The organism is Pseudomonas sp. GM74 (assembly GCF_000282455.1).
Taxonomy (GTDB): domain Bacteria; phylum Pseudomonadota; class Gammaproteobacteria; order Pseudomonadales; family Pseudomonadaceae; genus Aquipseudomonas.
In genome coordinates this window covers 47,864-61,457 of the sequence record NZ_AKJG01000108.1, presented here as the reverse complement: position 1 = coordinate 61,457, position 13,594 = coordinate 47,864, and the positions used below count along the sequence as shown (strand labels likewise).

Annotated in this window: 13 protein-coding genes; 9 read left to right on the top strand and 4 right to left on the bottom strand. The window is 60.9% G+C overall.

Annotated features, from left to right (window positions below):
• Nucleotides 1–63 precede the first annotated feature (63 nt).
• Nucleotides 64–2,448, bottom strand: coding sequence for a hybrid sensor histidine kinase/response regulator (locus PMI34_RS07065; RefSeq protein WP_008052408.1), 2,385 nt, complete (start codon nt 2,446–2,448; stop codon nt 64–66).
• A 303-nt stretch (nt 2,449–2,751) separates the two neighbouring features.
• On the opposite strand from PMI34_RS07065, the gene PMI34_RS07070 reads away from it, so the two are divergent.
• The 4 genes from PMI34_RS07070 (at nt 2,752) to PMI34_RS07085 (ending at nt 6,296) form a co-directional block, all read left to right on the top strand.
• Nucleotides 2,752–3,549, top strand: a complete 798-nt coding sequence (locus PMI34_RS07070; protein WP_008052407.1) for a hydroxymethylpyrimidine/phosphomethylpyrimidine kinase — start codon at nt 2,752–2,754, stop codon at nt 3,547–3,549.
• Nucleotides 3,550–3,580: 31 nt separating this feature from the next.
• A complete protein-coding gene (gene thiE / locus PMI34_RS07075; RefSeq protein ID WP_008052406.1) occupies nt 3,581–4,204 on the top strand; it encodes a thiamine phosphate synthase in 624 nt (207 codons plus the stop codon).
• Between the two features lie 28 nt (nt 4,205–4,232).
• Nucleotides 4,233–5,516 (top strand): glutamate-1-semialdehyde 2,1-aminomutase, encoded by a 1,284-nt coding sequence (gene hemL / locus PMI34_RS07080; RefSeq protein ID WP_008052405.1) that lies wholly within the window; start codon nt 4,233–4,235, stop codon nt 5,514–5,516.
• A gap of 225 nt (nt 5,517–5,741) precedes the next feature.
• A complete protein-coding gene (locus tag PMI34_RS07085; protein WP_008052404.1) occupies nt 5,742–6,296 on the top strand; it encodes a tetratricopeptide repeat protein in 555 nt (184 codons plus the stop codon).
• Between the two features lie 111 nt (nt 6,297–6,407).
• On the opposite strand, the gene PMI34_RS07090 is transcribed toward PMI34_RS07085, so the two are convergent.
• Complete coding sequence (locus tag PMI34_RS07090; protein WP_008052403.1) at nt 6,408–6,737, bottom strand: DUF1820 family protein; 330 nt, start codon at nt 6,735–6,737, stop codon at nt 6,408–6,410.
• Nucleotides 6,738–6,873: 136 nt separating this feature from the next.
• Between PMI34_RS07090 and miaB the strand changes: the two genes are divergently transcribed.
• From miaB to lnt, 5 genes are all read left to right on the top strand, one after another.
• Nucleotides 6,874–8,202, top strand: a complete 1,329-nt coding sequence (gene miaB / locus PMI34_RS07095) for a tRNA (N6-isopentenyl adenosine(37)-C2)-methylthiotransferase MiaB (protein WP_008052402.1) — start codon at nt 6,874–6,876, stop codon at nt 8,200–8,202.
• A gap of 214 nt (nt 8,203–8,416) precedes the next feature.
• Nucleotides 8,417–9,424, top strand: coding sequence for a PhoH family protein (locus tag PMI34_RS07100; RefSeq protein ID WP_008052401.1), 1,008 nt, complete (start codon nt 8,417–8,419; stop codon nt 9,422–9,424).
• Nucleotides 9,417–9,911 carry an rRNA maturation RNase YbeY gene (gene ybeY, locus PMI34_RS07105; protein ID WP_008052400.1) on the top strand — a complete coding sequence of 165 codons (495 nt, stop codon included), beginning with the start codon at nt 9,417–9,419 and terminating at the stop codon, nt 9,909–9,911. Before PMI34_RS07100 ends, ybeY begins: the two co-directional genes overlap by 8 nt.
• Before the next feature lie 5 nt (nt 9,912–9,916).
• Complete coding sequence (locus PMI34_RS07110) at nt 9,917–10,756, top strand: HlyC/CorC family transporter (protein WP_008022962.1); 840 nt, start codon at nt 9,917–9,919, stop codon at nt 10,754–10,756.
• An 8-nt stretch (nt 10,757–10,764) separates the two neighbouring features.
• Nucleotides 10,765–12,288: an apolipoprotein N-acyltransferase gene (gene lnt / locus PMI34_RS07115; RefSeq protein WP_008052399.1), complete on the top strand. Its 1,524-nt coding sequence runs from the start codon at nt 10,765–10,767 to the stop codon at nt 12,286–12,288.
• Between the two features lie 98 nt (nt 12,289–12,386).
• Here lnt and PMI34_RS07120 read toward each other — a convergent pair whose 3' ends face one another.
• Both PMI34_RS07120 and PMI34_RS07125 read right to left on the bottom strand, forming a co-directional pair.
• Nucleotides 12,387–13,145 carry a YdcF family protein gene (locus PMI34_RS07120; RefSeq protein ID WP_008052398.1) on the bottom strand — a complete coding sequence of 253 codons (759 nt, stop codon included), beginning with the start codon at nt 13,143–13,145 and terminating at the stop codon, nt 12,387–12,389.
• 104 nt (nt 13,146–13,249) lie between these two features.
• The gene (locus tag PMI34_RS07125; protein WP_008052397.1) at nt 13,250–13,570 is read right to left on the bottom strand and encodes a hypothetical protein; all 321 of its coding nucleotides are present in this window, start codon (nt 13,568–13,570) and stop codon (nt 13,250–13,252) included.
• Nucleotides 13,571–13,594 lie beyond the last annotated feature (24 nt).

Sequence of the window (13,594 nt, the reverse complement as noted above, 5' to 3'; positions counted from 1 at the left end):
TTTGGTCGGCCAAGGGACTTCAGTTAAGCACCGCCCCACGGCCGAACAAAGTGTCATACACGCCTAATTATCGGCGCTTTCGCCCTGTTGCGAACAGAGCACACGGCGGTATAGGGCGGCCTGCAAGTCTTCGAATTTCACCGGTTTGCTCAAGTAATCAATCAACGCACCGGTCGGGCAGCGCTCACGGTCACCGCCCAGGGCGATCATGAACAGTGGCAGCTCGGCATAACCGGGTAACGCGCGGATCCGGCAGCACACCGACACATCGTCCTGAAGCGGCAACTGACAATCGACCAGCACCGCGTCAAACCCTTCGCGCTGCAAGAGATCGAGCGCGACATCGGCGCTGTCGGCGGTGCGTACGCGAAAACCCAGCTTGAGCAACATGCCACGCATCACCAACTGGCTGATGCCGTTGTCATCCACCAACAGCACGGCACAATCCTGAGGCAAGCGCAGGCGCGGAAAATCCCGAGTCATCAACGGCGTCACCGGACGTTCGGCCACCGGCAGCCCGACTTCCACATCCAGCTGAAACCGGCTGCCGCGTCCTGGCTCGGTGCGATGCGTCAGGCGTCCACCGAGCAATTCGACCAACTGTCGGCAAATCGCCAGGCCAACCCCCAGGCCACCGTATTCACGGGTCATCGAGCCATCGAGCTGGAAGAACCTCTGATACATCGTGGCCTCCCCCAAATCAGTGAAGCCAATGCCCGTGTCGATCACCGCAAAGGTCAAGGCCAACCGATCGGGTTCGATGGCCTTTGCAGACACCCGCAGGGCCAGGCCGCCGACCTTGGTGAACTTGATGGCGTTATCCAGCAGGCATTCCAGGCACTGCGCGATCTTGACGTTGTCGCCATGCAAGCGATCCGGCACACCTGGCGCGACATCGACCTTGAAGTCCAGCGACTTGCTCGACGCGTTGCCCTCGAACTGCATGCGCAGTGCTTCGACCACGCCACGCAAGCTGAAGGTATCGGCCGAGGCCTTGAGTTTGCCGGCCTGCAATTCGGTGAGGGTGAGGATGCCGTTGACCATGCGCATCATGTCCCGGGCCGATCCAGACGCCGTCTGCTGATACTGTTCGAGCTCCGGGTCCATCTCGACCGTCTGCATCAGCTCCAGCGAACCGATCACACCGTTCATGGGCGTGCGCAGTTCGTGGGTCAGCGTGGCAAGGAACTCGTCCTTGAGCTTGTTACTGCGGGCCAGTTGCTGGTTGAGGACTTCAAGCTTCTGGCTGGCGTCGAACAGGGTTTGTGCCTGCTGCTCGCGCATGTCGTTGATGCGGTCGGCCAGCGCCAGGGACAGCAATGCCACTTCGATGGCCGAGCCGATCTGGCTGGAATACATGGTCAGGAACACATTCGGCAGGTAGCCCAGCACCATCAGCGTATTGACGATGCCACCGAGCAAAAACGCCGACCAGGCAATGATGAAATACCGCGCCACCCGCAGCCCTTTCAACCAGGCAAAGATCCCGGCGGCAAAAATCACCACGGTGAACGTCAGCGCCAGGGCGGTGGCCAGACGCAAGGCCAGGGCATAGCTGGTCATCAATGACAGGCCGACCACCAGCGCACCGAAGCCAACCAGCGCCAGCAACAGGCGATCGAGCCAGCGACTGTGGGTAGCCATTTGCAGGAAACTGCGGGCGAACTGACTGCCGAACAGCCCCGCACAGCCGATGAAAAACGGCGTCGCGGCGTTGGCCCACCATGGATTGTCCGGCCAGAAATACTGCACGGCCGCACCGTTTACCGACAGCTGATACAAGCCGAACGAGGCGATATAGAAGATGTAGTAGAGGTAGCTGGTGTCGCGCACGCTGAGGTAGATGAACAGGTTGTAGACCAGCATCCCCAGCAGCACGCCATAGATCAGCCCCAGTACGTAGAGGCGCACGGGCTGCTCTTCGAGGTAGGCGGTACTCGACCACAAGGTGACCGGCGCCTGGATCGAGCCTTCGCTTTGCAGGCGCATGAATACGGTTTCGGCCTGATCCGGCTTGAACGCCAGGTCGAACAGATAGTTGTTCTGACGAATCTCGCGACTGGCAAAGGGCAAGGCATCGCCGGTCTGCCTGACCAACCGATAGTTGCCGGCCGCATCGGGCAAATAGAGATCGAGATGATCGAGGGGCGGATAGGCCAGTTCCAGCAGCCAGGTCCTTTGCGCCGCCGGATTGGCCGGACGGTAATGCAGGTCGATTTTCAGCCAGAACACCGAACGCGAGTACCCTGCGTTGAGCGTGTCCTTGTGGTGCGGTTTGAAGTTACCGGCCGCCGCTTGCGCACGGATATCCGCGATGGTCGCCTGACCACCTGCGTCCTCATAGACCTGCAGGGTTCGGCCCAAGGGGAGGCTTTGAGTGAACTCGTCGAACTCGACGGCGTTTGCCAGGAGGGGCAAACACAACAGCAACATCAGCAAATAGCGCATTGAAGCCCCAGCGTGGCCTGTCCGGTTCTGTCAGGAAGCCCCCCATTCCTTTTGAGCAGACGTAAAACCGGCATCACCTGTTATTGGTTTGGATCCACTCTAGCATAGCCGTTGATGGCCATTGAACACCATTGAAATTTTTCATGAAAAGGCTCTAGGACGGGCGTTTCAGCGAGACCACTGAACGATTATCAATGGCAGAAATATCACTATGGCGAAGGGCCGGCCCCCTCACCACAATGTATCGACCAAAAACACTGCCACAACACCCGAAAAACAGGTTTGGTGGTAAGCTCGCGCACCATGAATATCTACAGTTCTCGCCCCGTTGTCCTCTGTCTCTCCGGCCACGACCCAAGTGGTGGCGCCGGCTTGCAGGCAGATATCGAAGCCCTGCTCGCTCAGGGTTGCCATGCGGCTCCGGCCGTCACCGCCCTGACCGTGCAAGACACCGTCAATGTCACGGACTTCCGCGTCCTGGACCGTGAGTGGGTACTGGCCCAGGCCAATGCCGTGCTCAACGACTCCGAAGTCGCGGCGGTCAAACTGGGCATGCTCGGTTCCCTGGAAATGGTCGACACCGTGGTCGAACTGCTTTCGGCGCACCCGCACTTGCCGGTGGTCTGCGACCCGGTACTGCGCGCCGGCGGTGGCGGACGCCTGGGCAAGGATGAAGTCGGCTACGCCATGCGCGAACGCCTGCTGCCCCTGTCGATCATTGCGACCCCCAACCTTCCCGAAGCCCGTATCCTCGCCGAACTGCCCGAAGGCACCGCTGACGAGTGCGCTGAAAAACTCCTGCCGTTCGTCAAACACCTGCTGATCACCGGCGGCCATGGCGACGAAACCGAAATCCACAATCGCCTGTACAGCCGCGACGGCCTGCGCGAAACCTATACCTGCCAGCGTTTGCCGGGCAGTTATCACGGTTCCGGTTGCACCCTGGCCAGCGCCCTGGCCGGTCGTCTGGCCCAGGGCGAAAACCTCGCCAGTGCCGTACAGACCGCGCTTAACTACACATGGCGCACCCTGCGTGATGCCGAGCAGCTAGGCAAAGGCCAGTTCGTGCCGCGCCGCTTGCCACTGGATTTCTGTTCGTAACTTCTATTTGAAATGCGGTGAGGCTTGTCCGATGAAACTACGTGGCCTGTACGCCATTACCGACAGCCATTTGCTGGACGGTAAGTTGCTCAAGTACGTGGAGGCGGCGCTGGAAGGCGGCGTCACCTTGCTGCAATACCGCGACAAGAGCAGCGACGAGGCTCGCCGCCTGCGCGAGGCCGAGGCCTTGCGCGACCTGTGCGAACGCTACAAGACCCAGCTGATCATCAATGACGACGCCGAGCTTGCCGCCCGCCTGAACGTCGGCGTACATCTGGGCCAGACCGACGGCCCGCTGTCGCCGACCCGCGCACTGCTCGGTTCCAAAGCGATCATCGGCTCGACCTGTCACGCGCAAATCGAACTGGCTGAGCAAGCGACAAAGGAAGGCGCCAGTTACGTCGCCTTCGGCCGCTTCTTCAATTCGAATACCAAGCCCGGCGCACCGACCTGCAGCCTCGACCTGCTCGACCAGGCCCGCAAGCAATTGCACCTGCCGATCTGCGCGATCGGCGGCATCACCCTGGATAACGCCGCACCGCTGGTGGCCCATGGTGTCGATCTGCTGGCGGTGGTGCATGGCCTGTTTGGCGCCGAGAGCACGGCTGAGGTCACCCGCCGCGCCCGCGCCTTCAACGAATTGTTTTCTATTTAAGCTTTAAATCTGATTTGAGAGCCCGATCATGTCTCGTTCCGAAACGCTGTTTGCCAATGCCCAGAAACACATTCCCGGTGGCGTGAACTCGCCGGTTCGCGCGTTCAAGAGCGTCGGCGGCACGCCGTTGTTCTTCAAGCACGCCGAAGGCGCCTACGTCACCGACGAAGATGACAAGCGCTATGTGGATTACGTCGGCTCCTGGGGGCCGATGATTCTCGGCCACAGCCACCCGGATGTGCTGGACGCGGTGCGCAAACAGCTGGAGCACGGCCTGTCCTACGGCGCACCGACCGAGATGGAAACGCAGATGGCCGACCTGGTCTGCTCCCTCGTGCCGTCGATGGAAATGGTGCGCATGGTCAGCTCCGGCACCGAAGCGACCATGAGCGCCATTCGCCTGGCCCGCGGCTTCACCGGCCGCGACAGCATCATCAAGTTCGAAGGCTGCTACCACGGTCACTCCGACAGCCTGCTGGTCAAGGCCGGTTCCGGTGCACTGACCCAAGGCGTACCGAGCTCGGCCGGTGTACCGGCGGCATTCGCCAAACACACCCTGACCCTGCCTTTCAACGACATCGATGCCGTTGAAGCCATGCTTGCCGAAGTCGGCCAGGACGTGGCCTGCATCATCGTCGAGCCCGTGGCCGGCAACATGAACTGCGTACCGCCGGCACCGGGGTTCCTCGAAGGCCTGCGGACCCTGTGCGACAAGCACGGCGTGGTGCTGATTTTCGACGAAGTGATGACCGGTTTCCGTGTCGCTCTCGGCGGTGCACAGGCGTACTACGGCGTGACGCCGGACCTGACCACCTTCGGCAAGATCATCGGTGGCGGCATGCCGGTCGGCTGCTTCGGCGGCAAGCGTGAAATCATGCAGCGCATCGCCCCGCTGGGCCCGGTCTACCAAGCCGGTACGCTGTCCGGCAACCCGCTGGCGATGGCCGCCGGCCTGACCACCCTGCGCCTGATCAGCCGCCCGGGCTTCCACGCCGAGCTGACCGACTACACCACTCGCCTGCTCGACGGCCTGCAACAGCGCGCCGATGCGGCCGGCATTCCGTTCGTGACCACCCAGGCCGGCGGCATGTTCGGCCTGTATTTCAGCGGTGCCGACGATATCGTTACTTTCGATGACGTCATGGCCAGCGACGCTGCCCTGTTCGGTCGTTTCTTCCACCTGATGCTCGAAGGTGGCGTGTACCTGGCACCGAGCGCATTCGAAGCCGGTTTCACTTCGATCGCCCACGGCGAAGCTGAACTGAAGCTGACCCTGGACGCCGCCGAGCGCGCCTTCGCGGCCTTGAAGTAACGCTCAAATGCTGACGCCGGCCCTTGCCAGCGTCAGCTTTGGCCTGCATTCCCACGTTTTTTCCTGCGCCGCTGCTGATAATCCCCCCGCAAAGCGGGCGATAAATTTCCCGCGCAGCAGAAAAACGAGTAAAGACTTTGTAAGGTTGGCCCTGCTTATTTCATAATGCGCGCTTATTGGATCCCTCGATGGGTCCGCGCGCCCTTCAGAGGTAAGTCGATTCCCATGAACCGCACCGGCCGCACCCTTGCACTGGGCTGCCTGTTGCTTCTTCAGCCCCTGCTCGCGCACGCACAGGCAGGCGGCAACTCGTTGTTAATCCCAGCGATGGGTCGCTGCACCCTCAATACCCAGCCGCAAGACCTGGAACAGGCGCTCGCCGCCTGCCAGAAAGCGTCGGAAGAAGGGGATGCGCAAGCGCAATACGAGTTGGGTGAGTTCTACTACGAAGGCAAAAACACGTCGCGCGACCTCAATCAAGCCCTGAGCTATTTCGAAAAAGCCTCGCTGCAAGGCCACGCCCAGGCACAATTCAAACTCGGCACCATGTTCTTCCACGGCGAAGGCGTGCCGGCCAATAACGTTCAGGCGTACATCCTGCTGAAGATGGCGGCGGTCAACGGCGCCGAAGATGCACTGGACACCGCCGACGAAGTCACCGAAAAGATGCCCCGCGAAGAACTGGAGCTTGCTACCCAGGTGCTCGGGCAAATCTTCCGTAAATATTTGATGGAATTGCAGAGCGCTGACGGGCGTACGCCTTTCGCGCCTCTACCTTGAATTCTGCGGCGCTTTTTCCGGCCTCTTCGCGAGCAAGCCCGCCCCCACATTGGAATGCAGTACCCTGTGGGAGCGGGCTTGCTCGCGAATGAAGCAACCCGGTTTTGTGCCTTACTTCTCAGGCATCGGCATCGGAAACGGCATGACATTGCCGACCGCGCCACGGGCTTCGCTGATTTTCGGTGTTCCCATACGCTCGACTTCATCGATGCGCACGATCGAATGCATCGGCACAAAACTGCGCACCACGCCTTCGAACTGAGCCTTGAGCTTTTCTTCGCTCGGATCGACGACCACTTGCGTACGCTCGCCAAAGACGAACTCTTCCACTTCCAGAAAGCCCCACAGATCACTTTGATAGATCTGCTTGGCATACATTTCGAACACCTGGCCCTGGTTGAGGAAAATCACCTTGTAGATTGGAGCTTCACGTTTGGTCATGGCAGGCGAGCAACACATCGGGGGATAAAAATGAGGGCGCGAACTATAGCATAGCCATCGGACGCACAGCGGTAGGAACCTGGGTACATGTTCCCTATAATGCGCGGTTCTTTGAATCACGTGATGACTCTATTCCATGGCCAAGAAGCTTTACATCGAAACCCACGGTTGCCAGATGAACGAGTACGACAGCTCGCGCATGGTCGATCTGCTGGGCGAACATCAGGCCCTGGAAGTCACCGCCCGCGCTGAAGACGCCGACGTGATCCTGCTCAACACCTGCTCGATCCGCGAACGCGCCCAGGATCGCGTCTACTCCCAGCTCGGTCGCTGGCGTGAATTGAAACTGGCCAACCCGGACATGGTGATCGCCGTCGGCGGTTGCGTGGCCAGCCAGGAAGGCGCGGCCATTCGCGATCGCGCGCCGTACGTCGACGTGGTCTTCGGCCCGCAGACCCTGCACCGCCTGCCGGAAATGATCGACGCCGCGCGCATCAGCAAGCTGCCGCAAGTCGACGTCTCGTTCCCGGAAATCGAAAAGTTCGACCACTTGCCCGAGCCCCGCATCGACGGCCCGAGCGCTTACGTGTCGGTGATGGAAGGTTGCAGCAAGTACTGCACCTTCTGCGTGGTGCCCTACACCCGCGGCGAAGAGGTCAGCCGCCCGTTCGACGACGTGCTTGCCGAGATCATTCACCTGGCCGAAAACGGTGTGCGCGAAGTGACGCTGCTGGGGCAGAACGTCAACGGCTATCGCGGGACCACTCATGATGGGCGCCTGGCTGATCTGGCCGAGCTGATCCGCGTGGTCGCTGCGGTCGAGGGCATCGACCGCATCCGCTACACCACGTCGCACCCCCTGGAATTCTCCGACAGCCTGATCCAGGCCCACGCCGACGTACCGGAACTGGTCAAGCACCTGCACTTGCCGGTGCAATCGGGCTCGGACCGCATCCTCGCGGCGATGAAGCGCAACCACACCGCGCTGGAATACAAATCCAAGCTGCGCAAGCTGCGCGCCGCCGTGCCGGGGATCTGCATCAGCTCGGACTTCATCGTCGGCTTCCCGGGCGAGACCGAGAAAGATTTCGAACAAACCATGAAGCTGATTGCCGACGTCGGCTTCGACTTTTCCTACTCGTTCGTCTATAGCCAGCGCCCGGGCACTCCGGCCGCCGACCTGGCGGACGACACTCCGGAAGAGTTGAAAAAAGAACGCCTGAACGCGCTGCAACATCGATTGAACCAGCAAGGTTTCGAGATCAGCCGACAAATGGTCGGTTCGATCCAGCGGATCCTGGTGACCGATTACTCGAAAAAAGACCCGGGCGAGTTGCAAGGCCGGACCGAGAATAATCGTATCGTCAACTTCCGCTGCGACAATCCGACCCTGATCGGGCAGTTCGCGGATGTGCACATCGATGCAGCACAACCGCACTCTCTGCGGGGTTCGCTGATTCAATAACACCGAATACCCCTGTGGGAGCGGGCTTGCTCGCGAAGGCGGTCTGTCAGCACCATTAATGTCGACTGACACTCCCTCTTCGCGAGCAAGCCCGCTCCCACAGGTACAGCGCCAGAGGCGGGGATCGGATTGCAATATTTAAGAGCTTTCGCACCCAGCCCACTGGCGCTATCCTTGATTCATCACTATTGCCCCAGGGCGGCTAAATACGACCTTGAACGCACCCATAGAACCACATCGTTTCATCCTCGAGCCTTTTGAAGCTCGCCGCTTCGCCAATCTGTGCGGGCAATTCGACGAGCATTTGCGCTTGATCGAACAGCGCCTGACCATTGAGATCCGCAACCGCGGAAACCAGTTCGAGCTGATCGGCGAACCCAAACACACCACCTCCGCGGAAAACCTCCTGCGCCGCCTGTACCGGGAAACCAAGGGTACCGAGCTGTCGCCGGACATGGTGCACCTGTTCCTGCAGGAATCGGCCGTCGAGCAGCTGGACAACCACTCCCCCGCCGAACCGTCCGTGGCCCTGCGCACCAAGAAAGGCATGATTCGCCCACGCGGCTTGAATCAAGTGCGCTACGTGAAGGAAATCCTCGGTAACGATATCAACTTCGGCATCGGCCCGGCCGGTACCGGCAAGACCTACCTGGCCGTGGCCTGCGCGGTGGACGCACTGGAGCGCGAGCAGATTCGCCGCATCCTGCTGGTTCGTCCGGCGGTTGAAGCAGGTGAAAAACTCGGCTTCCTGCCCGGCGACCTGTCGCAAAAAATCGACCCGTACCTGCGCCCGCTCTACGACGCGCTCTACGAAATGCTCGGCTTCGAATACGTCGCCAAGCTGATCGAACGCCAGGTGATCGAAGTCGCGCCGCTGGCCTACATGCGCGGCCGTACGCTGAACAACAGCTTCATCATTCTCGACGAAAGCCAGAACACCACGGTCGAGCAAATGAAAATGTTCCTGACCCGAATCGGTTTCGGTTCCACCGCCGTCATCACCGGGGACATCACCCAGGTCGACCTGCCACGCGGCACCAAGTCCGGCCTGCACCACGTGATTGAAGTGCTCAAGGATGTGCCGGGGATCAGCTTCACCCATTTCCAGCCCAAGGACGTCGTTCGCCATCCACTGGTGCAGCGCATCGTCGAAGCCTACGAGCGCTTCGAAACCCGCGCGGCCGATGATGCCGCCGCCAAGGATAGCCGCCGCGATGCTTGAGCTTGACCTGCAAATCGCTACCAAAGCCTGCGCCCCCAGCGAAGCGGAGTTCCGCCAGTGGTGCGAACTGGCCCTGCGCCAGCGCACCGCCGACTCGGAGATGACCATTCGTCTGGTCGACGAAGCCGAAGGGCGCGAGCTGAACCACACCTGGCGGCAAAAGGACTACGCAACTAACGTCTTGTCATTCCCGGCCGACGTGCCGGATGAGTTCCTCGACATCCCGCTGCTGGGCGATCTGGTGATCTGCGTGGCCGTGGTCGAGCGCGAAGCCGCTGAACAGGGCAAGGCACTCAAGGCCCATTGGGCGCATCTGGTGATTCACGGCTGCTTGCATCTGCTTGGTTACGACCATATTGATGACGAGGAAGCCGAAGAAATGGAAGCACTGGAACGAACGTTGCTTGCAGAACTGGGCTTTCCCGATCCGTACGCGGACGACGAAACCGACGCATCCCCTACCGAAACAACAAAGGATTCAGAGTAATCGCTATGAGCGAAGATCGATCGAGCAACGGGCAGAAGTCATGGCTGGGTAAGCTCACCCAGGCTTTTGCCCACGAGCCGAAAAACCGCCAGGAGCTGCTGGAGCTGCTGCGCGATGCACACCAGAACAAACTGCTGGACAGCGAAGCGCTGGCCATCGTCGAAGGCGCCATCCAGGTGGCTGACTTGCAGGTCCGGGACATCATGGTCCCGCGCTCGCAAATGGTCAGCATCAAGGCGACCCAGACACCCCGCGAGTTCCTGCCTGCCGTGGTCGACTCGGCCCACTCCCGCTACCCGGTGATCGGCGAAAGCCACGATGACGTGATGGGCGTGTTGCTGGCCAAGGACTTGCTGCCGTTGATCCTCAAGGAGAATGGCGACAATTTCAACATCAAAGACCTGCTGCGCCCGGCCACCTTCGTGCCGGAATCCAAGCGCCTTAACGTGCTGCTGCGCGAGTTTCGTGCCAACCACAACCACATGGCCATCGTCATCGACGAGTACGGCGGCGTGGCAGGCCTGGTGACCATCGAAGACGTGCTGGAACAGATCGTCGGCGACATCGAAGACGAACACGACGTCGAAGAAGACAGTTACATCAAGCCGCTGCCCAGCGGTGATTTCCTGATCAAGGCCCTGACGCCGATCGAGAACTTCAACGAGTTTTTCGACAGCGAGTTCTCAGACGACGAATTCGACACCGTTGGCGGCCTGGTGATGAGCGCGTTCGGGCACTTGCCAAAACGCAACGAAATCACTGAAATCGGCCCGTACCGTTTCCGCATCCTGAACGCCGACAGCCGTCGGATTCACTTGCTTCGCCTGACGCCCATTGCTCGCTAAGGATTGAAATGCGCTGGACAACCCGCCCCGGCTGGCCCGGTAACCTGCTGGCCGTGGCGGCCGGTGCAATCACCACACTGGCCCTGGCGCCGTTCGATATCTGGCCACTGGCACTGCTTGCCGTCGGCCTGTTCTATGCTGGCCTGCGCGAGCTGAGCCCGCGCCAGGCACTGGGCCGCGGCTGGTGTTTCGGTTTCGGCCTGTTCGGTGCCGGCACCAGCTGGATCTACTACAGCATTCACCACTTCGGCGGCGCTTCGGTATTGCTGGCCGGTTTCCTGATGCTGCTCTTCACGGCGGCGATTGCCTGGTTCTTTGCCCTGCCCGCCTGGATCTGGGCGCGCTGGCTGCGCCGAAATGAGGCGCCGCTGGCCGACGCCCTGGCCTTCGCGGCACTGTGGGTCGGCCAGGAAGCCTTCCGCGGCTGGTTCCTGACAGGTTTCCCGTGGCTGTATTCCGGTTACAGCCAGCTCGACGGCCCGCTGGCCGGGCTCGCGCCTATCGGCGGGATGTGGCTGATTTCCTTCATCCTGGCCCTGACGGCCGCGCTGATCTACAACGGCTTGCGCCTGGTTCACACGGGGCGCAAAGGCTTCATCGCCGCCGGTGCATTGCTGCTGGCTGGCCCCTGGTTGGCCGGTATGGCGCTCAAGCACCACGCCTGGACCAGCCCGTCGGGCCCGCCACTGAGCGTTGCCGCCATTCAGGGCAACATCGAACAAAGCATGAAGTGGGACCCGGCGCAGCTCAACGCGCAACTGGCGTTGTACCGCGACATGAGTTTCAGCTCCAGGCGGGTCGATCTTCTCATCTGGCCGGAAACGGCGATCCCGGTGCTCAAGGAGTCCGCCGAAGGCTACCTGAACATGATGGGCAGCTTCGCGGCCGAGCGTAAATCGGCGCTGATTACCGGCGTCCCGGTCCGCATGGAGGTCCGCCACGAGAAGCGCTTCTTCAATGGCATCACCGTTGTCGGCGAAGGCGACGGCACTTACCTCAAGCAAAAACTGGTGCCCTTTGGTGAATATGTTCCGCTGGAGGATGTGCTGCGCGGGCTGATCGCCTTCTTCGATTTGCCGATGTCAGACTTCGCCCGCGGCCCGGCTGACCAGCCGCTGCTGCAAGCCAAGGGTTATCAGATCGCCCCATACATCTGTTATGAAGTGGTTTACCCGGAATTCGCCGCCAGCCTTGCCGCCCGCAGCGACCTGCTGCTGACCATCAGCAACGATACCTGGTTCGGCACCTCCATCGGCCCGCTGCAACACCTGCAGATGGCGCAGATGCGGGCGCTGGAGGCCGGGCGCTGGATGATCCGCGCCACCAACAACGGCGTATCCGGCCTGATCAACCCGTTCGGTCAGATTACCGATCAGATCCCGCAGTTCGAACGCGGCATCCTGTATGGCGAAGTGGTGCCGATGCACAACCTCACGCCGTACCTGGAATGGCGTTCGTGGCCATTGCTCATTCTCTGCGTGTTGTTGTTTGGCTGGGCGCTGATTGCGAGCCGGATGGCCAAGACCGTTTAAAAGCTTCGTCGGATCGCCGCCCGGAGCGGGCTTGCTCCGGGCGGCGATCCGACGAAGGCGGCATCACAGGCACCTCATCAATCACCGCAAACATCACCTCAGTAGAACAACGAATAACCGATCTGCCCCACCGCCTCGTTCATCAACTGCCCGTTCTGCCAGATCGCCTTGTACTCCGGCATCCAGCCACCCAGTGGCCGCGCATTGTCGCCGCCCAGAAACCCTACCGGCGCCGGCACCACTTCAAACCCGGCCTTGCGGAAACTCCAGACCGCCCGTGGCATATGCCCGGCATGAGTCACGAGCACCACACGCTTGACACCCTGTGGCAGCAACACCTGGGCGCTGAACTGCGCATTTTCCCAGGTCGTTCGGCTGCGCCCTTCCTGCCAGCGCACGGTCACGCCAAAATCGTCGCGCAAGGAGTCAGCCATCATCTGCGCTTCGCTTGGCGGAGTGCCGTAATGCAAGCCGCCGCTGGTCAGTACCGGCAGGCCGGAAGCCTTGGCCAGCCGCGCGGCAAAGCGCTGGCGTTCCAGGCCGATACCCGTAGGCTGGTCGGCGCCCCAGGCCGCGTCACCGCGCTCGCGCCCGGAACCAAGGACAACGATGGCGTCCGCGCGCTGCCCCAGCACCGCCCATTCGTCGCGGGCCAGCGGTGGCTCCCGCTCGAGCAGGCCGGCACTCCACTGCACCACCACCGGCAGGCTCATCAGCCAAAGACCACCCAGCCCCAGTGCAAAGCACACACCGGCAAGCCTTGGCCTTGAGCGGCGCAACCACCAGGCAAGCAAAAGCAGCAGCAATAGAATGCCGGGGGGCAATAGAAGTTGTTTTACAAAGTAACGAAAAGGCATCGAGCATCTCCTGGAGATGCCCGAAGCCTAAGTGGGTTAGCGCAATGCGACAATCAATACAGAAGGACTATGCTTCAAAAAACCATGGAGCACGGCTCTGCGTCTTATTTGAACTGCAAAGACCGGACCTTTACCGCGTCTCTGCCGGGAACCTTGTCCTTGAGCCAGATGATCTTGGCCGAGCGTGGTGCGTCGAGTTGCTTTACCGCCTCTGACAAGCATCCGTGTGTCTCACGCTCACTGCGATCCAGATACGCCTTGACCAGTGCAAACTCTGCGGGGCTGAGGCCACGCAGTTCCAGCTCCAGAGGGCGTACGTCACGCAACCGGCCAGCAGTTCTTGCCGCTTCCAGGGCCAGGGCCAAACGATCGATCAGTCTTTCGTACAGCTCCGGTTTCGTAGCTTTTTGCTGTGACTCAACCATCCCTCACCTCATTGGAAGATAAGA